Source organism: Helicobacter pylori (genome assembly GCF_014496965.1).
In the GTDB taxonomy this organism is placed as follows: domain Bacteria; phylum Campylobacterota; class Campylobacteria; order Campylobacterales; family Helicobacteraceae; genus Helicobacter; species Helicobacter pylori_CZ.
On the sequence record NZ_JACTCR010000001.1, the window covers coordinates 150,114 to 173,531 of the forward strand.

At 38.5% G+C, this 23,418-nt stretch carries 21 protein-coding genes; 8 read left to right on the top strand and 13 right to left on the bottom strand.

Annotation, left to right across the window (positions count from 1 at the left end):
- Positions 1-276 precede the first annotated feature (276 nt).
- The 3 genes from hopQ to H7O61_RS00845 all read left to right on the top strand — a co-directional run bounded on the left by hopQ (position 277) and on the right by H7O61_RS00845 (position 5,329).
- Complete coding sequence (hopQ, locus tag H7O61_RS00835; RefSeq protein WP_187874852.1) at positions 277-2,205, top strand: Hop family adhesin HopQ; 1,929 nt, start codon at positions 277-279, stop codon at positions 2,203-2,205.
- 464 nt (positions 2,206-2,669) lie between these two features.
- On the top strand, positions 2,670-3,977 hold the full coding sequence (locus H7O61_RS00840; RefSeq protein ID WP_079295624.1) for an NCS2 family permease: 1,308 nt from the start codon (positions 2,670-2,672) through the stop codon (positions 3,975-3,977).
- Positions 3,978-4,105: 128 nt separating this feature from the next.
- Positions 4,106-5,329, top strand: a complete 1,224-nt coding sequence (locus tag H7O61_RS00845) for a sugar MFS transporter (RefSeq protein ID WP_187874853.1) — start codon at positions 4,106-4,108, stop codon at positions 5,327-5,329.
- 258 nt (positions 5,330-5,587) lie between these two features.
- Here the strand turns inward: H7O61_RS00845 and H7O61_RS00850 are convergent, their stop codons facing one another.
- The 5 genes from H7O61_RS00850 to H7O61_RS00870 form a co-directional block, all read right to left on the bottom strand.
- Positions 5,588-6,139, bottom strand: coding sequence for a hypothetical protein (locus H7O61_RS00850; RefSeq protein WP_000120141.1), 552 nt, complete (start codon positions 6,137-6,139; stop codon positions 5,588-5,590).
- Positions 6,140-6,260: 121 nt separating this feature from the next.
- On the bottom strand, positions 6,261-7,094 hold the full coding sequence (locus tag H7O61_RS00855; protein WP_187874854.1) for a transporter substrate-binding domain-containing protein: 834 nt from the start codon (positions 7,092-7,094) through the stop codon (positions 6,261-6,263).
- 48 nt (positions 7,095-7,142) lie between these two features.
- On the bottom strand, positions 7,143-7,889 hold the full coding sequence (locus H7O61_RS00860; RefSeq protein ID WP_187874855.1) for an amino acid ABC transporter ATP-binding protein: 747 nt from the start codon (positions 7,887-7,889) through the stop codon (positions 7,143-7,145).
- Position 7,890: 1 nt separating this feature from the next.
- Positions 7,891-8,562 carry an amino acid ABC transporter permease gene (locus H7O61_RS00865; protein WP_077386600.1) on the bottom strand — a complete coding sequence of 224 codons (672 nt, stop codon included), beginning with the start codon at positions 8,560-8,562 and terminating at the stop codon, positions 7,891-7,893.
- A 1-nt stretch (position 8,563) separates the two neighbouring features.
- A complete protein-coding gene (locus H7O61_RS00870) occupies positions 8,564-9,217 on the bottom strand; it encodes an amino acid ABC transporter permease (protein ID WP_187874856.1) in 654 nt (217 codons plus the stop codon).
- 178 nt (positions 9,218-9,395) lie between these two features.
- On the opposite strand from H7O61_RS00870, the gene H7O61_RS00875 reads away from it, so the two are divergent.
- Positions 9,396-11,489, top strand: coding sequence for a carbon starvation CstA family protein (locus H7O61_RS00875; RefSeq protein ID WP_187874857.1), 2,094 nt, complete (start codon positions 9,396-9,398; stop codon positions 11,487-11,489).
- 152 nt (positions 11,490-11,641) lie between these two features.
- On the opposite strand, the gene H7O61_RS00880 is transcribed toward H7O61_RS00875, so the two are convergent.
- The 4 genes from H7O61_RS00880 to pgi form a co-directional block, all read right to left on the bottom strand.
- A complete protein-coding gene (locus H7O61_RS00880) occupies positions 11,642-12,466 on the bottom strand; it encodes a restriction endonuclease (RefSeq protein ID WP_187874858.1) in 825 nt (274 codons plus the stop codon).
- Positions 12,466-14,259 (bottom strand): HsdM family class I SAM-dependent methyltransferase, encoded by a 1,794-nt coding sequence (locus tag H7O61_RS00885; protein ID WP_187874859.1) that lies wholly within the window; start codon positions 14,257-14,259, stop codon positions 12,466-12,468. The genes H7O61_RS00880 and H7O61_RS00885 overlap by 1 nt, the downstream gene beginning before the upstream one ends.
- Before the next feature lie 176 nt (positions 14,260-14,435).
- The gene (hofH, locus tag H7O61_RS00890; protein ID WP_187874860.1) at positions 14,436-15,851 is read right to left on the bottom strand and encodes an outer membrane beta-barrel protein HofH; all 1,416 of its coding nucleotides are present in this window, start codon (positions 15,849-15,851) and stop codon (positions 14,436-14,438) included.
- A gap of 306 nt (positions 15,852-16,157) precedes the next feature.
- On the bottom strand, positions 16,158-17,795 hold the full coding sequence (gene pgi, locus H7O61_RS00895) for a glucose-6-phosphate isomerase (protein WP_187874861.1): 1,638 nt from the start codon (positions 17,793-17,795) through the stop codon (positions 16,158-16,160).
- Between the two features lie 63 nt (positions 17,796-17,858).
- On the opposite strand from pgi, the gene H7O61_RS00900 reads away from it, so the two are divergent.
- On the top strand, positions 17,859-19,019 hold the full coding sequence (locus tag H7O61_RS00900) for an HP1165 family MFS efflux transporter (protein ID WP_187874862.1): 1,161 nt from the start codon (positions 17,859-17,861) through the stop codon (positions 19,017-19,019).
- Between the two features lie 6 nt (positions 19,020-19,025).
- On the opposite strand, the gene H7O61_RS00905 is transcribed toward H7O61_RS00900, so the two are convergent.
- Both H7O61_RS00905 and ccoS read right to left on the bottom strand, forming a co-directional pair.
- The gene (locus H7O61_RS00905) at positions 19,026-20,000 is read right to left on the bottom strand and encodes an NAD(P)-binding domain-containing protein (protein WP_187874863.1); all 975 of its coding nucleotides are present in this window, start codon (positions 19,998-20,000) and stop codon (positions 19,026-19,028) included.
- Positions 20,001-20,025: 25 nt separating this feature from the next.
- Positions 20,026-20,223, bottom strand: a complete 198-nt coding sequence (gene ccoS, locus H7O61_RS00910) for a cbb3-type cytochrome oxidase assembly protein CcoS (protein WP_001090947.1) — start codon at positions 20,221-20,223, stop codon at positions 20,026-20,028.
- Positions 20,224-20,347: 124 nt separating this feature from the next.
- Here ccoS and H7O61_RS00915 point away from each other — a divergent pair, with 124 nt between their 5' ends.
- The 3 genes from H7O61_RS00915 to ybeY all read left to right on the top strand — a co-directional run bounded on the left by H7O61_RS00915 (position 20,348) and on the right by ybeY (position 21,996).
- On the top strand, positions 20,348-20,929 hold the full coding sequence (locus H7O61_RS00915) for a DedA family protein (protein WP_165557885.1): 582 nt from the start codon (positions 20,348-20,350) through the stop codon (positions 20,927-20,929).
- Positions 20,930-21,020: 91 nt separating this feature from the next.
- Entirely contained in the window at positions 21,021-21,515 is a 495-nt protein-coding gene (locus tag H7O61_RS00920; protein WP_078291938.1) for a flavodoxin, read from the top strand.
- A gap of 55 nt (positions 21,516-21,570) precedes the next feature.
- Complete coding sequence (gene ybeY, locus H7O61_RS00925; RefSeq protein WP_187874864.1) at positions 21,571-21,996, top strand: rRNA maturation RNase YbeY; 426 nt, start codon at positions 21,571-21,573, stop codon at positions 21,994-21,996.
- A gap of 85 nt (positions 21,997-22,081) precedes the next feature.
- Here the strand turns inward: ybeY and fic are convergent, their stop codons facing one another.
- Together fic and proC are read right to left on the bottom strand one after the other, a co-directional pair.
- Entirely contained in the window at positions 22,082-22,615 is a 534-nt protein-coding gene (gene fic, locus H7O61_RS00930; protein ID WP_187874865.1) for a protein adenylyltransferase Fic, read from the bottom strand.
- A 27-nt stretch (positions 22,616-22,642) separates the two neighbouring features.
- Positions 22,643-23,416, bottom strand: a complete 774-nt coding sequence (proC, locus tag H7O61_RS00935) for a pyrroline-5-carboxylate reductase (protein ID WP_187874866.1) — start codon at positions 23,414-23,416, stop codon at positions 22,643-22,645.
- Positions 23,417-23,418 lie beyond the last annotated feature (2 nt).

The following is a 23,418-nucleotide window of genomic DNA, read 5'->3' on the forward strand; positions in this document are numbered from 1 at the left end:
CCAAGAGTTTTTGCCATTTTTGTCGTTCATGGCAAACTCCTTATTTAAAGGTTATCCCCATAAAGCTACTTATGGGGGTGTTTATTTTACAACAATCTTTCTAAAAACCAAATCCCAATTAAATAAAAACACTCTTAAAAGCTTGATTGAGCGCATCAAAACACCCTAAAACTTTTTTTGAAATCCAATAAATTTATGATAAAATTAAACGTATTGTAAATAAATTCTCATTTTGATACATTTTTTGCAATAAAACATTACTTTAAGGAACATCTTATGAAAAAAACGAAAAAAACGATTCTACTTTCTCTAACTCTTGCGGCGTCATTGCTCCATGCTGAAGATAACGGCGTTTTTTTAAGCGTGGGTTATCAAATCGGTGAAGCGGTTCAAAAAGTGAAAAACGCCGACAAGGTGCAAAAACTTTCAGACGCTTATGAACAATTAAGCAAGCTTTTAACCAACGATAATGGCACAAACTCAAAGACAAGCGCGCAAGCGATCAACCAAGCGGTTAATAATTTGAACGAACGCGCAAAAACTTTAGCCGGTGGGACAACCAATTCCCCTGCCTATCAAGCCACGCTTTTAGCGTTGAGATCGGTGTTAGGGCTATGGAATAGCATGGGTTATGCGGTCATATGCGGAGGCTATACCAAAAGTCCAGGCGAAAACAATCAAAAAAATTTCCACTACACCGATGAGAATGGCAACGGCACTACAATCAATTGCGGTGGGAGCACAAATAGTAATGGCACTCATAGTTCTAGTGGCACAAATACATTAAAAGCAGACAAAAATGTTTCTCTATCTATTGAGCAATATGAAAAAATCCATGAAGCTTATCAGATTCTTTCAAAAGCTTTAAAACAAGCTGGGCTTGCTCCTTTAAATAGCAAAGGGGAAAAATTAGAAGCGCATGTAACCACATCAAAGTATCAACAAGATAATCAAACTAAAACGACAACTTCTGTTATTGATACGACTAATGATGCGCAAAATCTTTTGACTCAAGCGCAAACGATTGTCAATACCCTTAAAGATTATTGCCCCATGTTGATAGCGAAATCTAGTAGTGGAAGTAGTGGCACAGCTACTACAAACACCCCTTCATGGCAAACAGCCGGTGGCGGCAAAAATTCATGCGAGACTTTTGGTGCGGAGTTTAGTGCCGCTTCAGACATGATTAATAATGCGCAAAAAATCGTTCAAGAAACCCAACAACTCAGCGCCAACCAACCAAAAAATATCACACAACCCCATAATCTCAACCTTAACACCCCTAGCAGTCTTACGGCTTTAGCTCAAAAAATGCTCAAAAACGCGCAATCTCAAGCAGAAATTTTAAAACTAGCCAATCAAGTGGAGAGCGATTTTAACAAACTTTCTTCAGGCCATCTTAAAGACTACATAGGAAAATGCGATGCGAGTGCTATAAGCAGCGCGAATATGACAATGCAAAATCAAAAGAACAATTGGGGGAACGGGTGTGCTGGCGTGGAAGAAACTCTGAATTCATTAAAAACAAGTGCCGCTGATTTTAACAACCAGACAACGCCCCAACTCGATCAAGCGCAAAACCTAGCCAACACCCTTATTCAAGAACTTGGCAACAATCCTTTTAGGAATATGGGCATGATCGCTTCTTCAACCACGAATAACGGCGCCTTGAATGGCCTTGGGGTGCAAGTGGGTTATAAGCAATTTTTTGGAGAAAAGAAAAGATGGGGGTTAAGGTATTATGGTTTCTTTGATTACAACCACGCCTATATCAAATCCAGCTTTTTTAATTCGGCTTCTGATGTTTGGACTTATGGGGTGGGTAGCGATTTGTTGTTTAATTTCATCAATGATAAAAACACCAACTTTTTAGGCAAGAATAACCAGATTTCTTTTGGGCTTTTTGGAGGAATCGCCTTAGCAGGGACTTCATGGCTTAATTCTCAATTCGTGAATTTAAAAACCATCAGCAATGTCTATAGCGCTAAAGTGAATACGGCTAACTTCCAATTTTTATTCAATTTAGGCTTGAGAACCAATCTCGCTAGGCCTAAGAAAAAAGATAGTCATCATGCGGCTCAACATGGCATGGAATTGGGCGTGAAAATCCCTACCATTAACACGAATTACTATTCTTACTTGGGAACTAAACTAGAATACCGAAGACTCTATAGTGTGTATCTCAATTATGTGTTCGCTTATTAAAAGCTCTCTTTTTTAAAAAAGGGGGGGCTTTAAAAAACCTCTAAAGCTAAAAATTTTCAAAAAAATAGTTATTAAACCTAAAAAAAGAAATTTTAAGGTATAATGTTTTAGCCATTTTTATTTTTCGTTTTTAGTTTTCCATGGCAAACTCCTTTTTAGAATTTATCCCCATAATCGCTCTTATGGGGCGTTTGTTTTATAACAATCTTTTCAAATTTAAAAAACGCTTTCTTTAAAAACCATTAAAGAGTAAAATTGTCTTATAAGATGAGCTTTTTTTGTGGTTTTCATTAAAAACGATCATTTTTTAGCGGAGGTTTTAAAAAAAGGATTTTTTACTCACTTCTTTTGATTGAAACAACACAATCAAGCGTCTTAAGGCAATTTAAAATAAAATAGCGCTAGCATGACCCCAAAGCCCCTTATTAAATTAATCTATACCAAATAGTAAGGAGTTATCTAACATGGGGTTTTTCAAGCTTAAAGAACACAACACTAACGTTGCCACCGAGTTTAGAGCGGGTTTAACGACTTTTATCACCATGATTTACATCGTGCCACTAAACGCTCTTATCCTTTCTCAAGCCAACATGCCTTATGAAGCCCTTTTGAGCGCAACGGCCATTATCACTATCTTATCAAGCGTGTTTAACGGATTGTGGGCAAACACTCCCATCGCTATGAGCGTGGGCTTAGGGCTGTCAGCTTATTTTAGCTTTGGGTTAGTTCAAGGGCTAAAACTCCCTTGGCAGAGCGCTTTAGGCATCGTAGCGCTCTCGGGAGCGATTTTTGTGATTTTGTCTTTCACTAAATTTAGAAGTTGGGTCATGCGAAGCATTCCTAGCGATTTAAGGCGCGCGGTGAGCGCGGGGATAGGGGCTTTTATTGCGTTTATTGGCCTTAAAGAAATGCATATTGTCGTTACCCATAAGGCTACGCTTGTAACCTTAGGCGATTTTGGCGATCCGCATGTGTTATTGGGGGTTGTGGGGATCATTTTGACTTTCGCGCTCTACACGCTTAAAATCAAGGGTTCTTTCATTATAGCGGTCTTAATCACTTCCATTCTCGCATGGGTTTTAAAGCTAGCCCCTTACCCTAGCGAATTTTTTTCCATGCCCGCTAGCATTGGCCCTATCGCCTTTCAATTAGATTTTAAGGGCATTTTTTTTGATGCGAGTGGGGCTTTCACTTTAGCGTTAGTGCCAGTCATCATCACTTTTTTTGTAACCGATTTGTTTGATTCTTTAGGCACGCTTGCAGGGATTGGCCACAAGACTGATTTTTTCAATGATGAAGAAAAAAACAAGGAATTGGAAAAGACTTTAGAAGCGGATGCGGTGGCTTCTTTAGGGAGCGCGGTGGTAGGCGTTTCTACCACGACCGCTTTTATAGAGAGCGCGAGTGGGGTTGAAGAGGGGGGCCGCACAGGGCTTACAGCGGTTTTTACCGGATTATTTTTTGTTTTAACGCTCTTTTGCTTGCCTCTTTTAAAAGCCATTCCCAGCAACGCAATTTATCCGGTGCTAGTGGTAGTAGGGGTTTTGATGTTTAGCGTGTTAGAAGGGGTGAATTTTAAAGACATGGCCATTAGCGTTTCCACTTTTTTAACCGTGGTGATGATGCCTTTAACCTTCTCTATTGCCGATGGCTTAGCCTTTGGCTTTTTGTCTTATAGTATCATCAAATTGGTTCAAAAAGACTTCAAAGCGCTCAATTCAGGCATCATCATTCTCTGCATCATTTCTGTTTCTGTATTTATCTTTCGTTAAGCTCTTTTTAAGGGGCTTTGCATTTTTTACCCATTTCATGCCTCTTTTTCTTTATTTAGACAGATTATTATCTTAAAATAATTGTAATATCATTATTATTATATCAACTCAATAAAAAAGGAGAAGGTATGCAAAAAACTTCTAACACTCTGGCGCTGGGGAGTTTGACAGCGCTATTCTTTCTAATGGGTTTTATCACGGTTTTAAACGACATTTTAATCCCACACTTAAAGCCCATTTTTGACTTGACCTATTTTGAAGCTTCGCTCATTCAATTTTGCTTTTTTGGGGCGTATTTCATCATGGGAGGAGTTTTTGGGAATGTGATCAGTAAAATCGGCTACCCTTTTGGCGTGGTGCTTGGTTTTGTGATCACAGCGACGGGGTGCGCGTTGTTTTATCCGGCGGCGCATTTTGGTTCCTATGGGTTTTTTTTAGGAGCGTTGTTTATTTTAGCGAGTGGGATTGTGTGCTTACAGACTGCCGGCAATCCCTTTGTAACCTTGCTTTCTAAAGGTAAAGAAGCCAGAAACCTGGTTTTAGTCCAGGCGTTCAATTCGCTTGGCACGACTTTAGGGCCTATTTTTGGGAGCTTGTTGATTTTTAGCACAACTAAAATGGGCGATAATGCAAGTTTGATAGATAAATTAGCCGACGCTAAAAGCGTTCAAATGCCTTATTTGGGCTTGGCGGTGTTTTCGCTTCTTTTAGCGCTCATCATGTATCTTTTGAAATTGCCTGATGTGGAAAAAGAAATGCCCAAAGAGATAACGCAAAAAAGCCTGTTTTCGCACAAACACTTTGTTTTTGGGGCTTTAGGGATCTTTTTTTATGTGGGCGGAGAAGTTGCGATTGGCTCATTCTTGGTGCTAAGCTTTGAAAAACTTTTGAATTTAGACCCTCAATCAAGCGCGCATTACTTGGTGTATTATTGGGGAGGCGCGATGGTGGGCCGTTTCTTGGGTAGCGTTTTGATGAATAAAGTTGCCCCCAACAAATACCTGGCTTTCAACGCCTTAAGCTCTATTGTTCTCATTGCTTTAGCCATTATCGTTGGAGGCAAGATCGCTCTATTCGCTCTGACTTTTGTGGGCTTTTTCAACTCTATCATGTTCCCTACAATCTTTTCTTTGGCTACGCTCAATTTAGGGCATCTCACTTCTAAGGCTTCTGGAGTGATTAGCATGGCGATTGTAGGAGGGGCGTTAATCCCCCCCATTCAAGGTGCGGTTACAGACATGCTAACAGCAACCGAATCAAATTTGCTCTACGCTTATGGTGTGCCGTTGTTATGCTATTTTTATATCCTCTTCTTTGCGCTTAAAGGGTATAAACAAGAAGAAAACTCCTAAAAAAGGGGGGTTTCTCTCCCTACTTGTTTTCTCTCTTACTTTCTTTGGTTTTGTTTTAAAAATTGAAAATGCCAAAGTTAAATAAGGTTTTATTTGTCAGTATTTGATGAGGACAGAGCTTTTTTAACAACTTGAGGCAAAAACACAAACAGGGTTTTTAAAATTTTTAAGATGCAATCAAAAACACTGCTAATGAATAAAAAAATCCCCTAACCACAAAAGATTAAGAGATTTTAAGAATGAAGCAAAGAATAAAGACTAGTAAATGGGTTTAGCGTCTTTGAATTTATATTCCGTAAGAAACCCAGTGCCATCAAAATTACCTACCAAAGAGATCTTTGCAATATCACCCACTTGGCAATCGGTTTCTAAAATAAGATAAGGCACTTCATCTTTACCGATTAAGGTGATCACTCGGCCCTTTTTTTCACGACTTTGCTTGGGGAACTCTTTAGAATCAAGACCTGTGGTATTATCGCCGGTTTGGAGCATTCTAAAAGCATAGCACATGCCATCATTGATTTGAGCGCTATAAATCTTGCCTTTTTTAACTTCTTTTTTAACCCCCGGTTTAACCGCAATGCGTATTTCTGAGTGGATCTCAGCTTCTTGCATTTTGCCCTTATAATCTCGCACCTGAACCTTATGCACGCCATTAGGATCTCCCTTTTTAAGTAGAGAATCTTCATAGCTGAATTTTTGAATGTCTAAATCCCCATCAACAAAACTCCTAGCATCAAGCTGAACGCTCAAAAGCCCTAGCAACCCAATTAATGAAAATTTCAAACAACGCTTATAAAAATAACTCATCAACAAATCCTTTCAATGTAAAATCAAACAAATATATTCCAAAATGAAAAACAAAAAGATCACAAAATTGCTAATTTAGCAATAAAAACGCACCCTGTCAAGAAATCAAAGCCTAAAGAAATCATTCAAAAATAATTTCTTCCGGTTTGATTCCATCGCCATAAACAGGCTCTAAAGTTTCCTTGTAAGCTTCTTTTAAAAAGTCGCTAGAAATGAGGGAATCAATTTCGTTGTTCAACCATTCTAAAAGCTTAGGGTTGCCCTTTTTAATCGCTGGAGCGATCACATCTTTATCGCCAAGGCTTGTAATGCCTAATTTAAACTCAGGGTGCTGTTTTATCCAAGCGAGCAATAAAGTGTTGTCATGGGCTAGAGCGATAGCCTTATTGTTTAAAAGGGCTAAAAAAGTCTCTGTGTTTTGCTCAAATTTCAAAAGTTTGATATTGGGGTAATTTTTAGTGAAATAAAAATCCGCTGTCGTGCCTTTATTCACAATCAGCTCTTTATCTTTCAACTCTTCTATATTTTTAATGACCCCATCTTTAGAAACCACCCCCAAAGCGACTTTCATATACGGCTTAGCGAAATCCACGACTTTTTCTCTTTCTTTAGTGCACGTGAAATTAGCCATGATAATATCCACTTTATTGGCTTTTAAAAATTCCACCCTAGCTGAGGCTTCTACAGGAATAAACTCTATTTTATTTTCATCGCCCAATAAATCAAGGGCCATGCGTTTAGCAATGACCACATCATAGCCTTGATATTTCCCTTTAGAATCCACAGATCCAAAAGGAGGCTTATCGCTAAAAACCCCCACTTTTAAAACCCCTCTTTGTTTAATGACTTCTAAAGCGTCCTTTTTTTCTTTATGGCTATCAGAACATGCGCTAAAGACTAAAGCGATTAAAACTAAAAATAGCCCCCACATTTTAAAAAGCCCGTTTGTTTTCATAAAACCACCTTTTTTTAAAATTAAAACTATCTTTTTAGCAAACTTTATTTAACAGCTCCCTAAAAAATGGAAAGTTTCTAAAAATTTTTGCGCTCTTTGAGATTTCGGGTGGTTAAAAAACTCTTTGGCGCTGTTTTCTTCAGCGATCTTACCGCTATCAAAAAACACGATTTTATGAGCGATTTTTTGCGCGAATTTCATTTCATGCGTTACAATCACCATGCTCATGCCCGTTGTGGCTAATTCTAAAATCACTTCTAAAACTTCTTTAACCATTTCAGGGTCTAATGAGGCGGTTACTTCATCAAAAAGCATGATTTTTGGCCGCATGCACAAAGAACGCACGATCGCTACTCGTTGTTTTTGCCCGCCGCTCAATTCTTTAGGGTAAGCTTGTTGTTTATGCTCCAAACCCACTCGCTTTAAAAGCTCTACGGCTTGAGCAATGACCTCATCTTTGGATCGTTTTTGCACTTTTAAGGGGGCGAGTAAGATATTATCCAGCACGTTTAAATGCGGGAACAACTCATAATTTTGAAACACCATGCCTATTTTTTGGCGCATTTGATTCCAGTTGGTGGCCTTATTGTTAAGGTTAGTGTTTTCAAAAAGGATTTCACCTCCATCAATCTTTTCAAGCCCGTTTAGGCATTTTAAAAAAGTGCTTTTCCCGCACCCGCTAGGCCCTAAAATCACTGCCGCTTCACCCTTATTTAAAGTGAAATTGATGCCGTCTAAAACCAAATGGTTTTGATAGGTTTTTTTTAACCCTTTGGTTTCTAAAATCGCGCTCATTTTACCCTCTAATGTGTTGGAATTTTTTTTCTAAATAGGAACTATACAGGCTCAAACTATAGCATAAACTAAAATAAAACATTAAGATAACGCCATAAACCACAAAGCTCGCATTGGGCATGCGTAAGAGGTTAAGCTCTATGATTTGCTGGCCCACTTTTAACAAATCAATCGCTCCAATGAGAGAGACTAAGGCTGTGGTTTTAATCATGCGCGTGAATAAATTAAGGCTTGAGGGCAATAAAGACAAAAAGCTTTGAGGGAAAATAATATTAAAAATCACCTTTTTTGAATCTAAGCCTAAAGCCAGAGCGCTTTCTACTTGGTGTTTGCTCACGGAAGTTAAAACCCCTCTAGTCAAATCCATCATTTCAGCACCCCCCCACAAGCTAAAAACAATAACGCTCGCTAAAACGGCGCTAATATGCAAATCAAACCAGCTCGCTAACCCAAAATACACGATAAACAGCCATGCTAAAAGCGGGATAATGCGAATGCTTTCTAAATACACACGACACGCCAAAACCATTATTTTAGAGCCAAACGCCATCAAACTCCCTAAAAGCATTCCAACAATGATTGAAATAACCGCAGAGCTAAGAGCGATTAAAAGAGTGGTTTCAAACCCTTCTAACAAACGCTTAAGGTTGTCTAATTCTAACAAAACTCCCATTTTAAGCCACTTTCTTTTTAAAGGAACGCTCTAAGATCACAAACAAAACGCTTAAAGGGAGCAAAGCGATCAAATAAGTGAGGCTTAACATCAAAAGGCTTTCAGTCGTTTTGTAATAAATGCCAATAAAATCTTTCGCCACAAACATGATATCGGTTAGGGCTATCGCGCCCACCACCGAAGTTTCTTTGAGTAAAAAAATCACATTCGCCCCTATGGAAGGCATAGAAACGCTTAAACTTTGAGGCAGAATAATATAATACATCATCTTCAAAGGGCCAAACCCTAAACTCAAAGCGCTTTCTTTTTGAATGGAAGCCAAGCTCTTAAACCCAAGCAAAAAACTTTGACTCATATACCCCCCACCCAAAAACCCTAACGCTAAAATCGCGCACTCTAAAGCGCTCAAACCGATTTCATTCAACCCGTAATACAAAAAGAAAAGCTGGATGAGTAGGGGCGTGTTCCTAGCGATTTCGCCATAGATATAGACGATAGGAGAGATAAAGCGCGTTTTAAAATACAAAACGATCGCGCACAAAAACCCCACCAAAAGAGAGAGCAAAATCCCAAAGAAAGAAATATAAAGCGTGAGTTCTAACCCCTTAAGAAACGCAGGGATGGAGTGCAACATAAAATCCCAATCTAATGCCATAACGCTTACCTTAAAATTGATGGTGTTTAACGCACCACATTAAAAAACAGCTCTCATTTGCCCCAATTGTTAGAAGTTTGGAAAACCCAAGCCTTTATGCGGGAAGTTTATGAGCCATTTTGCCACTATTCAAAGAAAATTTGGATTATAATAAAAAAACTGGCTGAAATTAACAACAATGATTAAACAATCATTAAATGGAGAGGACATGAAAAAAAGTTTAGTTTCTTTGGCTTGGGTTTTTGCCGCTATTTTAGGGGCGATCTGTTTAGGGGTGTTAGCCTTACACAAGGGCGAGAGCATTAACACGCTATGGCTTGTAGTAGCGAGCGCTTGCATTTATAGCATAGGCTATCGTTTTTATAGCCATTTTATCGCTTATCGGGTGTTAAAGCTAGACGATAACAGAGCCACGCCCGCATGCGTAAGGAATGACGGCAAGGATTTTGTGCCAACCGATAAAGCCATCACCTTTGGGCATCATTTCGCCGCTATTGCTGGGGCTGGCCCTTTAGTAGGCCCGATACTAGCCGCTCAAATGGGTTACTTGCCCTCTATCTTATGGATTTTGATAGGCTCGGTTTTAGGGGGTTGCGTGCATGATTTTGTGGTGCTTTTTGCTTCTATTAGGCGCGATGGCAAGTCTTTAGGCGAAATGATCAAGCTTGAAATGGGTCAATTTGTAGGCATGATCGCAAGTCTTGGCATTTTAGGGATCATGCTCATTATCATTGCGATTTTAGCGATGGTGGTGGTGAAGGCTTTAGCGCATTCGCCTTGGGGCTTTTTTACGATCGCAATGACTATTCCCATTGCGATTCTTATGGGGCTTTACATGCGGTTTTTCAGGCCGCATAAGATTTTAGAAGTTTCTGTTATCGGCTTTATTTTGTTGATTATAGCGATTTATGCGGGTAAATACGTTTCTTTAGATCCTAAATTAGCGTCAATATTCACCTTTGATGCCAGTTCTTTAGCGTGGATGATCATGGGCTATGGGTTTGTGGCTTCTATTTTACCGGTATGGTTTTTACTCGCTCCACGAGATTATTTAAGCACTTTTTTAAAAATTGGCGTTATAGGGGTGTTGGTTGTGGCTATTATTTTTGTCGCTCCGCCTTTACAAATCCCTAAAATCACGCCCTTTGTAGATGGCAGTGGGCCTGTGTTTGCAGGAAGCGTGTTCCCTTTCTTGTTTATCACGGTGGCTTGCGGGACGATTAGCGGCTTTCATGCTTTAATTTCTTCAGGCACGACCCCTAAAATGCTCGCTAAAGAAAGCGACGCCAGGCTAGTGGGCTATGGCTCTATGGTGATGGAGAGCGTTGTGGCTCTTATGGCGTTGGTGTGTGCAGGGATCTTGCACCCAGGGCTTTATTTCGCTATCAATTCCCCAGAAGTGAGCATCGGTAAAGATATAGCTGATGCGGCTTCAGTGATTAGCTCATGGGGGTTTAATATCAGCGCTGAAGAAATCCGTGAGATGACTAAAAACATCGGTGAAAGCTCCATTTTGAGCCGCACCGGTGGGGCGCCCACTTTTGCGATCGGTTTAGCGATGATTGTGTATCACATTTTAGGGGATCCAAGCGTGATGGCGTTTTGGTATCATTTTGCGATCTTGTTTGAAGCTTTGTTCATTTTAACCGCTGTGGATGCTGGCACACGAACCGCTCGTTTCATGATTCAGGATCTGCTCGGTAATGTTTATAAACCTTTGGGTAATCTTAGCTCTTATAAGGCTGGGATTTTTGCCACTCTTTTGTGCGTGGCAGGGTGGGGGTATTTCTTGTATCAAGGCACGATCGATCCTAAAGGGGGGATTTATACGCTATGGCCTTTATTTGGTGTGAGCAATCAGATGTTAGCGGGCATGGCGTTGTTGCTGGTTACGGTGGTGTTGTTTAAAATGGGGCGTTTTAAGGGGGCGATGATAAGCACTTTGCCGGCAGTTTTGATTTTATTCATCACTTTTTATAGCGGTATTTTAAAGGTGATGCCAAAAAGTAATGATAGCGTGCTGAATAATGTTTCGCATGTGGCACAAATGCAAATCATCAAGGAAAAAATGGCTATTACTACCGATGAAAAAGCGCTAAAAACGCTCCAAAAATCCTTTTTTAACCACGCTATTGATGCGATTTTGTGCGTGTTTTTCATGCTTGTAGCGCTACTGGTTTTAATCGTGAGCGTTAGGATTTGCTCAAACGCTTATTTTAAGAATCAAATTTACCCGCCGCTGGCTGAAACGCCCTATATCAAAGTTGTTTAATAAATAAAAATATGTAAGGAAAAAAGAGAGCGATAAGCAAGTTTTAAATATTTGGCATGTCAAAAAGACACAATAAAAGCTTATCCTCTAGGGGTAAGTAAAGTGTGGGTTTAAGTATGATAACGATTGATTGGAGAGAAAATCCGGTTGAGTTATCTTGACCCATATTTAGTTGAAAATCTATTTCTATATATTTTTAACAAATCGCTAACAAATAAATCAAAACCTATGTCCGCATATTCTAACGCAAAATATTCAGAAACAATCTTGTCATGCTTAAGTTCGTAGCTATTATTATAAAAAAATGGCTTTTGAGAATCCAGATTAACAATCATTAGACAGCATTTTTCATATTTCCATAAATCTGTATTACTAGAATCTCGCCCACTTATTGCACTAAAAAATGATATATATTTTTCAATATTTGTGAGTTTATCTTCGAAACCTATTTGTTTTCTTTTAGAGCACTTAAGGCTATATTCTCTAACAGGTATGAGATAAAATTCACCCAGCACGATTTTTGGATAGCGCATGTGCAGATTTAGGCTTTCAGCAAATGTTCTCTCAAAAAGCGTGTCGGTATTTTTAGCGATACTTCTCATTTGTGAGCGGATATTTATCACTAGGCATTTTTGAGAAAATTCAAAACCATAAATATCCTCTTTGTTTTCAAAATTTAGTGGTCCCCAATTGATGAGAATTTTATTTTTATCCATATTATTTGGTATAACGCAAATATCTTGGTCTTTTTGCTTAAAAAAACCTGCCAATTTGATTTCTGGTTTTGAGCTGCCTAAAGGCGGAAATATATTTTCCTTTACAATGCCATTTTTAACCAAATCTTGCTTGATCATTTCGTGGATATAATTGATCGGTTTTTGCGATCGTATAATGTTACTAAAACCTTTTTCGCCTTTTTGCAAAATTGCATGTTCAAGACATTTTTTAAATTTTTGCAAGAGATAATATGCAAACATTATAAAATCATCTCATATTTATCAATTAAAAATGTATCAATTTCTTTTGGACTAGCTTTTAGCAAAAACTCTTTTTCTTTGAAATCAAAATAAGGAATACCAAATTTTTCAATATATTTCTTTTGATAGCAAAAATACCCACCATCAATTTGGTAGCTTGTATGTTGAATATAGTATTGAACAATGCAAGAATTTAACACTTTTTGTAAAATTTCAAGCTCTATACTATCATTTTCAACAATGGCATACCCATTACAAAACAACGCTGTCTTATTGTCTATAAATATAAAATTAGGCTTTGCTCCAAAGGTGCTAAAAAGCAATTTTTTGCCGCTTTTATTTAATCCCTGTGTGCGACCATAAGCATACCAAGATACAGGATTTGCCCTGCCTTTATCTCTTAAATCTAACTCGTTTTTTCGTGCTAACAGATACTCATAAGTATTGCTGAATTCTCTTTGCATTGTGCGTTCATCTATAATGGTAGCTATATTATTTTTAATTGTGTATGGAAATATAAAATATCCGCTTTGTTTTGAGTTTTTAAACTTTGGGATTTTATAGATTGGCTTTATTAAGTCCGAATCTATAATATACTTTTTGCCATTAACATTTTTAAAAAAAAATTTACCATCAAAATCCACGCAGTATACTTCATCTCTCAGCGTCGCAATGCCCGTATTTATAAAAGGTTTTAATACAAAAAATTGATTTTCAATTTTTTTGATATTTGACTCCACGCTAAAATCTAAAAATCGCCATTTATGTCCAAAAACACTTTTTTTATCCAACATTTTATACGCGATATTATCCAAATAAGTTGCTACTTGATTTGTTTTCTGTATGTCTGCATATTTTATGCACTTATTATCATTGAGCGAGAGAGTGATAATCGTGCTGTATGTCCTTGTAGGTTTAAATACCATATTATCCTTAAAGTCAATCAATTCGCAAAGATAAGGCTCTATAAAATCTCGCAACGGCTTTGCCGCACTAATGGTAAAAAAATTATTGGGGACAATGTAAGATAAAAATCCATTTGGTTTTATAAATTTCATTCCAAGTTCAATAAAAGCATAAAAAATGTTAAACACACCACTACTTGTTGTTTGGAAATTTTGTTTTAAAAATGCAGTTTGTTTTTTTGATAAAGAATGGGGATTGATATATGGGGGATTACCAATGATACAATCAAAATCTATATCAAATGCCAACTTCCAATCTGTTATCAAGCTATCACAATGCCTTATGTTAATGTCACAGTCTTCAATATTTTCGTTATACACTAATCCCATAATCTTCAGAAGCAATATTACTTTTTTGACATTGTCCTTATCAATATCAAGTCCAAAAATTTGATTTTTGATGATTTGCTTTATGCTTTTTTGGGTCTTGCTTTTAATTTGCTCTATTGCAGATATGAGAAATATTCCGCACCCACAACAAGGGTCTATAACTTTAATATTATTGAGATCTTCAAACTTAGCAAAAGTCTCATTACAAATAAAATCTGCAATATATTTTGGAGTAAAAATCATACCAAATTTTGTTTTTCTCTCTTGATCAAGTAGATTTTCAAATAAAGCATTAAACACATCAAAGCAAATTGGCGTTTTGTTATCTCTTAAAATATTTACAATATCTTCATTATGATTGCTGGCAAATAAGCTTAGATCGGTGTGATTCGGATTAATAGTTTCAATAGTGTATTTAACTATGCTTTTTTCTATATCATCAATGTGAAAGCGTTGAATACTTCGCGATAAACCTTTGCATGAAAGCTTTGTAGTCATTTGCTATTCCTCTAATCTACAATAGATTTCGTATTATAACAGAATACAATCAATCTCTCATTGTTATCGCAGTATCAAAAAGATGCCTACCATAATCATAGGATAGCGTCAAAATGACGCCTACCATAATCATAGGGTAGCATCAAAATGACGCCTACCATAATCATAGGGTAGCATCAAAAAGATGCTACTAGGGCCGTGTATAAAGCGCTCCTGTCAGAATAAAGGGCGGGGAAGTTTTTAGGCACAGGCCCGTTTTCACCCGGTTTAAAGCCTTTGTTAGTATGCACGCCATAATACGCAAGATCCACGCTACCGCTCAAGTATTCAGTGAATTTATAGCCTAAAGAGATCATCGCTCTCGCTTCCCAAGAGACTACTGAATTGGAGTATTGTGTGGCGAATTTCCATGTGAATTTTTTGGCAAAATGAGTGCCGCCACAAGAAAGGAAAATGGTAGCGGCGTCTCTTTTAAGGGCTGTGCCTGTAAAACCCGCATAGACGCTGTTACTCCCCATGATCACACCGCTTGGATTCCCCATATTGCCTATCCAACCATTAGCGTTTTGAAAGACTTTATAAAAAGCGATGGAAACATTGTAATTGTTGATGTCAAAGCGTTGGCGGATAATGAGGTTTTGCCCGTTTTGAGTGGCAGGCGTGTCGTATCTATAGACCGGGCTTCCATTGGATTTAACGATCATCCAAGGGTAGTAAATGGGGAAAAACCCTATGACAGCTGTATCAGAGCGAAAGCCTGTGCCGCTAAAATTAGGGTTAGAGTCCCAACCAATTTTAACGCCTGGAGCGTTAAAGATTTGAGGCGAAAGGTAATAAAAGCCTTCTATGAGGAAACGATGAGGTTTATAGGTGAGTTGCACTGCATGCGTGCCATAAAGCACCTTTCGCCCATGGCTATCATAACCTCCCTTATCGTTTTTGGTGAAGCCTCCGCTATAAGTGGTCCGTGCGGCAAACCAATCCATTAAAAACGAACCATAAGCGAACGCTCTCCCAAAAGAGCTAAACCAAGTCAAGCGCGCATGCTTGTATTGCCCAGAAACTTGAAAGCCTTGCGTTTGACCGCTTTTATAAGGCATAGTGGATAAATAGCGCCCGGCTTTTATTTCAAAATAATCTTTATAGCGGTATTCCAAATACGCATCGCTAAAGACATAATTGCGGACATTTTTATTGTATTTCATGTTCTGTGCTTCAAGGCTATCGGTTTGTAAGATGTTTGTATAACCCCCCATGAACCCATCATAATAACCAAAGAGATTGTAAGCTACAGATCCGTCTTCAAACTTCTTCGTGCCGTCATAGAAAATAGATCCCACCATGCCCCCTATTTTGCCTTTTAGAACATGGTCTGAAACCTTTTTGGGTAACAGGCTAAAACCAAGCCCTAAATAGCCCGCAATCGTTGCGAATTGCTGCATAGGGTAGATGCCTCTTTCTTTATTGATTTTATGCTGGTTAAAACCGATAGTGCTGGATTGATCCACAAAGCCATTGAGCTTAGCTTCAAAACCTTGTAAAGAAGAGCTTAAAAATGCCCCAAAGAATAAAACCTGACTTGCCTTTTTCATGCATGCCTCCTAAAATGAGATTGATAAATGCAAATACTTTTAAAGATAAATCTATTCTTTAGTTTTTATTATTCTTAGCTTTGAAATAATTATAATATGTAAAATAATGCGTATGATGAGAAAGTCAAGCTTTTAAAGGCTAAAAACGATTAATTTGTAGAAAATTTACTCCCTTTAAACTCAAATGGCTAATATATGGTGCTAAAATCCGTTATGATTAACGGATGATTTTGAATGGATCGCTTGAGAATGGGGTTAAGCTTCGCTTTATCGTTTTTTAGGTTTTATCTGGTCATAAAACAAAGCCTATTGGTTGTAATTCTTATACATTTCTATCAAATGCTTAGTGGAGCTGTCAAAATAAGCGTTGCTTTTATGCCCTTCTAATTCTTGTAAAATCGGCACGGCCAGTTCTTTCCCAAGCTCCACGCCCCATTGATCAAAGCTGTTAATATCCCAAATAACCCCTTGCACAAAGACCTTATGCTCATAAAGAGCCACTAATGCCCCAATATTGCTTGGTGAAATCTTTTCTAATAAAAGGATATTAGAGGGGCGGTTGCCAAAAAACACCCTGTGGTGGGCCAAGTCTTTGGCTTCATCTTTGTCTAAACCTTTAGAAAGCAATTCCCCAAGCGCTTCTTCATAACTCTTGCCTTTCATGAAAGCTTGCGCTTGCGCTAAAACATTGCTGAATAAAATCTCATGATGGCCTTTAGCGTTAGGCTTTTTATCTAAGGAAGCGATAAAATCAATGGGTATTAAATGCGTGCCTTGATGCAAGAGTTGGAAAAAGGCGTGCTGAGCGTTAATGCCCATATCGCCCCAAACAACAGGGCAGGTGTCATAGGGGATGGTTTCGCCTTTTTTGCTGATGCGTTTGCCATTACTTTCCATATCCAGTTGCTGAATGAATTTAGGGAAATGCCTTAAATACTGATCGTAAGGAGCGATCAAGTGGCTTTTGGATTGGAAAAAATTGATATACCACACGCCAATCAGTCCCATTAAAATGGGCAAATTGCTTTCAAAAGGGGCGTTTCTAAAATGCTCATCCATCAAATACGCCCCTTTCAAAAGAGCGTTAAAATTTTTCTTCCCTAAATAGATCATAATGGATAAGCCAATAGCTGACCACAAGCTATAACGCCCCCCTACAAAATCCCAAAATTCAAACATGTTATGCTCATCAATGCCAAATTGTTGCACGGCTTCTTTGTTGGTGGATACCGCTACAAAGTGCTTAGCGATATGCTTTTCATCGCCGCTCCTTTCTACAAACCATTTTCTAGCGGTTAGGGCGTTGGTTAAGGTTTCTTGAGTGGAAAAAGTCTTAGAAGCTACGATAAAAAGCGTGCTGGCCGGATTGATTTTTTCCAAAACGTCTAAAATCTGCGTGCCATCCACATTAGACACAAAATGCATTTTTAATCTCGGGTGGCCGTAGCGTTTTAAGGCGGTGCAAACCATTAGAGCGCCTAAATCTGACCCCCCAATACCGATATTGACAATATCGGTGATCACTTGATTGGTATAGCCTAATCTTTTACCGCTCCTCACGCTATCGCTAAAGGCTCGCATGCGTTTTAAAACGCTCCGAACGCTTTTTAACACTTCCATGTTGTCTAGCAAGATTTCAGTGTCGTTCAAACTTCTTAAGGCGGTGTGTAAAACAGCCCTTTTTTCGGTGGTGTTGATTTTTTCGCCCTTAAACATCGCTTCAATCTTTTCTTTTAAAGAGCAATCCTTCGCTAATTCAAAAAGAAGCTTTAAAGTGGTATCGTTCAAGCGGTTTTTGGAATAGTCCAAGCTCAAGCTTTCCAATTGCACGAAATAACGGCTCGCTCGCTCTTTGTCTTTAGAAAACCAATCGTGCATGTGCGCTTCTTTAATTTCTTCATAATGTTTGAGTAATTTTGGATAAGTTTTTAATTGGGTTAGCATCAATACCCCTTAATGAAAAGATATAACGCTGTATTATAAGCTAGTTTTAATTATAATTTTCAAATGTTAAGAAAAAACATTTTAGCTTACTATGGGGCGAATTTTCTCTTAATCATCGCTCAAAGCTTGCCCCATGCGATTTTAACCCCCTTGTTGCTTTCTAAAGGGCTTAGTTTGAGTGAAATCTTGCTCGTGCAAACCTTTTTTAGCTTTTGCGTGCTGGTGGCTGAATACCCGAGCGGCGTTTTAGCGGACTTGATGAGCCGGAAAAATTTATTCCTTGTTTCTAATGTTTTTTTAATCGCTAGTTTTTCGTTGGTGCTTTTCTTTGATAGCTTTATTCTCATGCTTTTAGCGTGGGGGTTGTATGGTTTGTATAGCGCATGCTCTAGCGGCACGATTGAAGCTTCACTCATCACGGACATTAAAGAAAATAAAAAGGATTTATCCAAGTTTTTAGCTAAAAACAATCAAATCACTTATTTAGGCATGATTATAGGGAGTTCTTTGGGATCATTTTTGTATCTCAAAGTCCATGCGATGCTGTATATCGTGGGGATTTTTTTAATCATGCTCTGTGCGCTAACGATCGTGATTTATTTTAAAGAAAAAGAAGCGGATTTTAAAAGCCAAAAAAGCCTGAAACTCCTTAAAGAGCAAGTTAAAGGCAGTCTTAAAGAGCTTAAAGATAACCCCAAGCTTAAAATTTTGTTAGTGGGGCATTTGATTATGCCCATCTTTTTTATGAGCCATTTTCAAATGTGGCAAGCGTATTTTTTAAAACAAGGCGTTAAAGAGCAATACCTTTTTGTGTTTTATATCGCTTTTCAAGTGATTTCCATCCTCATTCATTTTTTAAAAGCCTCCAATTACAGCCAAAAAATCGCCTTGAGTTCGCTTTTGGTGTTGCTTGGCGTTAGCCCCTTATTGCTTAGCAATATCCCTTATTGTTTCATAGGGGTGTATGCGCTCATGGTGGCGTTTTTCACTTACATGAGTTATTGCTTGGGGTATCAATTTTCCAAATTCGTTTCCAAAAACAACATTTCATCGCTCTCATCGCTTTCATCAAGCTGCGTGCGTGTGGTTTCTGTGCTAGTTTTATCGCTCAGCAGTTTGGAATTGCGTTACTTTTCGCCCCTAACCATCATCACCATGCACTTTGCCTTAACGCTTCTAATCCTCTTTTTCTTTTTGTATAAGGCTAAGCCGTTTGATGAGTGAGCGGCTTTAAGAGCACAATCTTTTAGCGATTTCTAAAGCGACATCATAGCCATGGTTTAGCGCGGTAGCGATGCTCGCTCCTGATTTGAATAAAATATCGCCCACGATGAACAAATTAGGGATATTGTTGCTCTCTAAATTTTCTTTCACCACAGGGATATTGGTGCTAGGATCCAACTCTAAAGAACAGCGTTTAAAAAACTCTAAAGGGGTAGAGCCGCCGATCGCATACAGCAAGCGATCAAAACTCTCGCTCGTGTTGTCGGTGAAGTTAACCTTAATTTGAGTGTTATCTTCTTCTAAGCTTTCAATATCCACTCCAAGCTTGCTTTTAAGCGTGTTATTGTTTAGGACTTCTTGCAAGTTTTTAGCGTTGTCTTCATTGATGCGGCTGAATTCTTTTTTGCGGTAATTGAGGGTGGTAGGGGTGGTTTTACACAAAGCAATAGCGTATTCCACCGCTGAGTTGCCTCCGCCGATCACAAGGGTTTTTTCATTTTCCTTGCAATCATTGATGCTAAAAACCACTTGTTTGGAGAGCGCAACAGGGATTTTATAAGCAGTAGGGCGGTTTGGCTGGCCCATTTTCCCAATCGCAACCACCACGAATTTAGCATGATAGGTTGTATTAGAAGTGGTGGTAACTTTAAACAGATCACCCTCTTTTTTCACGCTCTCAATATCGGTTTTATAGCTTGGCGTGATGTGATGCTCTTTTAAAAGGTTAGTGAAATTCTCTAAAGTCTCTTCTTTAAAGCTGTCTTTAAAAGGGATATGCCCCTTAAGCTCTACGACTTGCTTTTTATAATCTTTATCAATCCTTTTACCGGCTTTATAAAACTTTTCCAGCATGCCTGAATGGCTTTCGGTTTTTTCGCATAAAAGCGCTTTTTTAACGCCGGCTATTTCGCACTCTATTGCTGTGGCAATACCCCCAGGCCCTGCGCCCACTATCAACACGTCTAAAATTTCTTGACTCATTTTCTATCCTTTTATTTTTATTTTTTTAATTTTTGGGGTCTTGGCGTTTTTCTTGTAAAATCGCTTCGTTCAAATCGCTCGCGCTGTCATACAACACGCTTTCAAGCATGCGTTTTTCATCGTCAAACTGACCGCTTTTAACCCCCCATAAAAACGCTATTAAGCCTACCAATCCCATAAGCACGGAGACAACTAACATGATGGTTAAAATTTCTGTATTCATCTCTTTATCTTTTAGGTTATTAGGATAACCCTATCATTATACTAAAAGATAGCGTTTAAATCACCAATAGGTTGAATAAGTTTGGATAACATGAAAATAAAAACGAAATCAAAAGAGGGTTTTTATGCAAGAAGCGTTGTTGCGTTTTCAAGAGGGTTTTAAGGAGTGGGGTTATCTTATTTTATTTTTGTATTCTTTGGGGGGTGGGTATGTGGGGATTGTCATCGCTTCCATTTTGAGCGCTACCACGCACGCTTTGGATATAAAAATAACCATTCTTGTCGCTTTTTTAGGGAATATGGTAGGGAGTGGGGCTCTTGTGGTCTTTGCCCGCTATCAAAAAAGAGAGTTTTTAAAGTATTTCCATAAGCACCGAAGAAAGCTTGCTTTGGCGAGTTTGTGGGTGAAACGCTACGCTTTTTTAATGATTTTTGTCAATAAATATTTGTATGGGATTAAAAGCGTTGTGCCTTTGGCGGTTGGTTTTAGCAAATACCCTTTAAAAAGGTTTTTATGGCTTAATGTTTTATCTAGTTTTTTGTGGGCGTTAATCGTGGGGAGCGTTTCTTTTCAAGCGAGCGATTGGGTGAAAACGCTGTATGAAAGGCTTTCTCATTACACTTCGTTTTTTGTCATAAGTTTTGTTCTGATAGTGCTTTTAATATGGTTTTTATTGAAACGATATTCGCGTAAAATGGGTTTTTAAGCAAGATTTTTAATTAAATGCGCTAGACTACACCCACAAGCATTCGCATGAAAGCGGGTGCGTTAATATCTTAAAAATAAGGATTGAGAACATGGGAAAAATTGGTATCTTTTTTGGGACAGATAGCGGGAACGCTGAAGCCATTGCCGAAAAAATCAGCAAGGCTATTGGTAATGCGGAAGTGATTGATGTGGCTAAGGCTTCTAAAGATCAATTTAATAGTTTTACAAAGGTTATTCTAGTCGCTCCAACAGCCGGTGCGGGCGATTTGCAAACAGATTGGGAAGACTTTTTAGGCACACTAGAAGCGAGCGACTTTGCGGATAAAACCATTGGGCTTGTAGGCTTGGGCGATCAAGACACTTACAGCGAAACTTTCGCAGAAGGCATTTTCCACATTTATGAAAAAGCTAAAGCCGGCAAAGTGGTAGGGCAAACTCCCACTGATGGTTATCATTTTGAAGCTTCTAAAGCGGTAGAAGGCGGTAAATTCGTGGGTCTTGTGATTGATGAAGACAATCAAGACGATCTCACTGATGAGAGGATTTCAAAATGGGTAGAACAAGTTAAAGGTTCTTTCGCTTAATCTTTATAAGCCCTAAATTTTAGGGCTTTTTTAAACTTCTTTTTATATCTTATTGATGCTAGAAATAGACAACCAAACCCCACTAGAATCGGATTTTTTATTATTAGAAAAAATCGCAAATGTTTTAGCCCCCACTCAAATCATTGAGCTTATTTTAGTGAGCGATGAAACCATGCGAGAAATCAACCGTGATTTAAGGAACTGCGATTACGCCACCGATGTTTTGAGCTTCCCTTTAGAAGCGATCCCTCACACTCCTTTAGGGAGCGTGGTGATTAATGCGCCATTAGCTCAAACTAACGCCCTGAAATTAGGGCATAGCTTAGAAGAGGAGATCGCTCTTTTATTTATCCATGGGGTGTTGCACTTGTTAGGCTATGACCATGAAAAAGATAAGGGCGAACAACGCCAAAAAGAGGACGAACTCATTAAGGCTTTTGACTTGCCTTTGAGTTTGATTGAACGGACACAAGAGTGTTAAATCTGCTCTAATACTGACAAATAAAGCTTTTGATTTTTAAGAAATGGTATTTTTTAAAATTTGCAAAAATGCTTTTTAGTGTTTTTTAAAGCCCTTCATAGTAATACGACTGCGTGATGCCTTTAATGAAAGTTAAGGGATCGTTAATGTTAGAACTCAAATGCTTTTTTAAAAGCGTTTTGATTTCCAAATCATTCACAGGACTCCTTTCCATTGCGCTCAAATAAGCGGCTTTATCAATCCTATCCCAAAGCACGATTTTTTTCAATTCCTTTTTAAGCAACAAATCAAGCCATATCCTAGTCGCTCTGCCATTACCCTCCAAAAAAGGGTGGGCGATATTCATTTCCACATATTTTTCTATGATTTGATTGAAATTATTTTGCGGCATGCTCTCAATTCTGGGTAAAATCAAATCCAAATACAAGCAGTTAGCGAACCTGAAATTCCCTTTAGAAATATTTTTATCCCTGATTTTCCCGGCAAATTCATACAGCCCTTCAAACAAAAACCGATGGATTTCTTGCAAGCCCTTGATCGTGCCTACTTCTATGGTATCAATATAGCCGCTTTGGATCAAATGCTTGGCTTTTTCTAAACTCTGCCTGTCTAAATGCATCGCGCTGATTTTTTAAGAGTGTAATTTTTAGAGGCGCATTTTTTTCACGCTTTCATGGCAAGCTTCTATAAACGCTCCCCTAACCCCTTTTTTTTCTAAAACGCTCAAGCCTTCAATCGTTGCGCCTTTAGGGGTGCAAATTTGCTCTATAATCATTTCAGGGCGTTCTTTTTCTAACAGCTTGGCAAAGCCTTTAAAACTCATTTCCACCAATTCTAAAGAATCTCTAGCGTTCAAGCCCTCTCTAATACCAGCGTCTTTCAAACCGCTCGCTACCAAGCTTAAAAAAGCGAGCGCACTCCCATTGGTCGCTATACTGGCATCCACCTGCTCTTCATTGCCCACTCGCACGCAATTCCCAAAACTCTCAATAATATTCAAAGCCTTTTGGCTTATTAAGGGCATGGGCGATTTTTCGCACACCGCCGTAGAAGAAAGAGCGAACTTGCTCGCAATATTGGGCATGCATTTGAGGTAATGTAAAGAATTTATCGCATTATTTAAAGCTTCAAAACCCACGCCAGCTAGCGCGCTCAAAACGCTTTTAGCTTGCCCTTGATAATTAAAATCCTTAAGGTTATAAGGCTTAAAAAGTAAAAACACGAATTTTTGGTGTATATCAATAGCATCTTTATAGGGAACGATGCACGCTTGAATGTTTTTTTCTTGTAAAAAGGGGGCGATTTTTTCAGGGTTTCGCCCGGTAATCTCTAAAATAAAGCGTTTGGATAAAATTTCATGAGAGCCTTCTAAAATCGCTTGAGCCATATTCCCATAGCCGATGAATTGTAAGATTTCCATGA

Bases quoted from the DNA above. Each gene is read 5' to 3' on its own strand.
- hopQ (WP_187874852.1), top strand. From the start codon at position 277: ATGAAAAAAACGAAAAAAACGATTCTACTTTCTCTAACTCTTGCGGCG.
- H7O61_RS00840 (WP_079295624.1), top strand. From the start codon at position 2,670: ATGGGGTTTTTCAAGCTTAAAGAACACAACACTAACGTTGCCACCGAG.
- H7O61_RS00845 (WP_187874853.1), top strand. From the start codon at position 4,106: ATGCAAAAAACTTCTAACACTCTGGCGCTGGGGAGTTTGACAGCGCTA.
- H7O61_RS00850 (WP_000120141.1), bottom strand. From the start codon at position 6,139: ATGAGTTATTTTTATAAGCGTTGTTTGAAATTTTCATTAATTGGGTTG.
- H7O61_RS00855 (WP_187874854.1), bottom strand. From the start codon at position 7,094: ATGAAAACAAACGGGCTTTTTAAAATGTGGGGGCTATTTTTAGTTTTA.
- H7O61_RS00860 (WP_187874855.1), bottom strand. From the start codon at position 7,889: ATGAGCGCGATTTTAGAAACCAAAGGGTTAAAAAAAACCTATCAAAAC.
- H7O61_RS00865 (WP_077386600.1), bottom strand. From the start codon at position 8,562: ATGGGAGTTTTGTTAGAATTAGACAACCTTAAGCGTTTGTTAGAAGGG.
- H7O61_RS00870 (WP_187874856.1), bottom strand. From the start codon at position 9,217: ATGGCATTAGATTGGGATTTTATGTTGCACTCCATCCCTGCGTTTCTT.
- H7O61_RS00875 (WP_187874857.1), top strand. From the start codon at position 9,396: ATGATTAAACAATCATTAAATGGAGAGGACATGAAAAAAAGTTTAGTT.
- H7O61_RS00880 (WP_187874858.1), bottom strand. From the start codon at position 12,466: ATGTTTGCATATTATCTCTTGCAAAAATTTAAAAAATGTCTTGAACAT.
- H7O61_RS00885 (WP_187874859.1), bottom strand. From the start codon at position 14,259: ATGACTACAAAGCTTTCATGCAAAGGTTTATCGCGAAGTATTCAACGC.
- hofH (WP_187874860.1), bottom strand. From the start codon at position 15,851: ATGAAAAAGGCAAGTCAGGTTTTATTCTTTGGGGCATTTTTAAGCTCT.
- pgi (WP_187874861.1), bottom strand. From the start codon at position 17,795: ATGCTAACCCAATTAAAAACTTATCCAAAATTACTCAAACATTATGAA.
- H7O61_RS00900 (WP_187874862.1), top strand. From the start codon at position 17,859: ATGTTAAGAAAAAACATTTTAGCTTACTATGGGGCGAATTTTCTCTTA.
- H7O61_RS00905 (WP_187874863.1), bottom strand. From the start codon at position 20,000: ATGAGTCAAGAAATTTTAGACGTGTTGATAGTGGGCGCAGGGCCTGGG.
- ccoS (WP_001090947.1), bottom strand. From the start codon at position 20,223: ATGAATACAGAAATTTTAACCATCATGTTAGTTGTCTCCGTGCTTATG.
- H7O61_RS00915 (WP_165557885.1), top strand. From the start codon at position 20,348: ATGCAAGAAGCGTTGTTGCGTTTTCAAGAGGGTTTTAAGGAGTGGGGT.
- H7O61_RS00920 (WP_078291938.1), top strand. From the start codon at position 21,021: ATGGGAAAAATTGGTATCTTTTTTGGGACAGATAGCGGGAACGCTGAA.
- ybeY (WP_187874864.1), top strand. From the start codon at position 21,571: ATGCTAGAAATAGACAACCAAACCCCACTAGAATCGGATTTTTTATTA.
- fic (WP_187874865.1), bottom strand. From the start codon at position 22,615: ATGCATTTAGACAGGCAGAGTTTAGAAAAAGCCAAGCATTTGATCCAA.
- proC (WP_187874866.1), bottom strand. From the start codon at position 23,416: ATGGAAATCTTACAATTCATCGGCTATGGGAATATGGCTCAAGCGATT.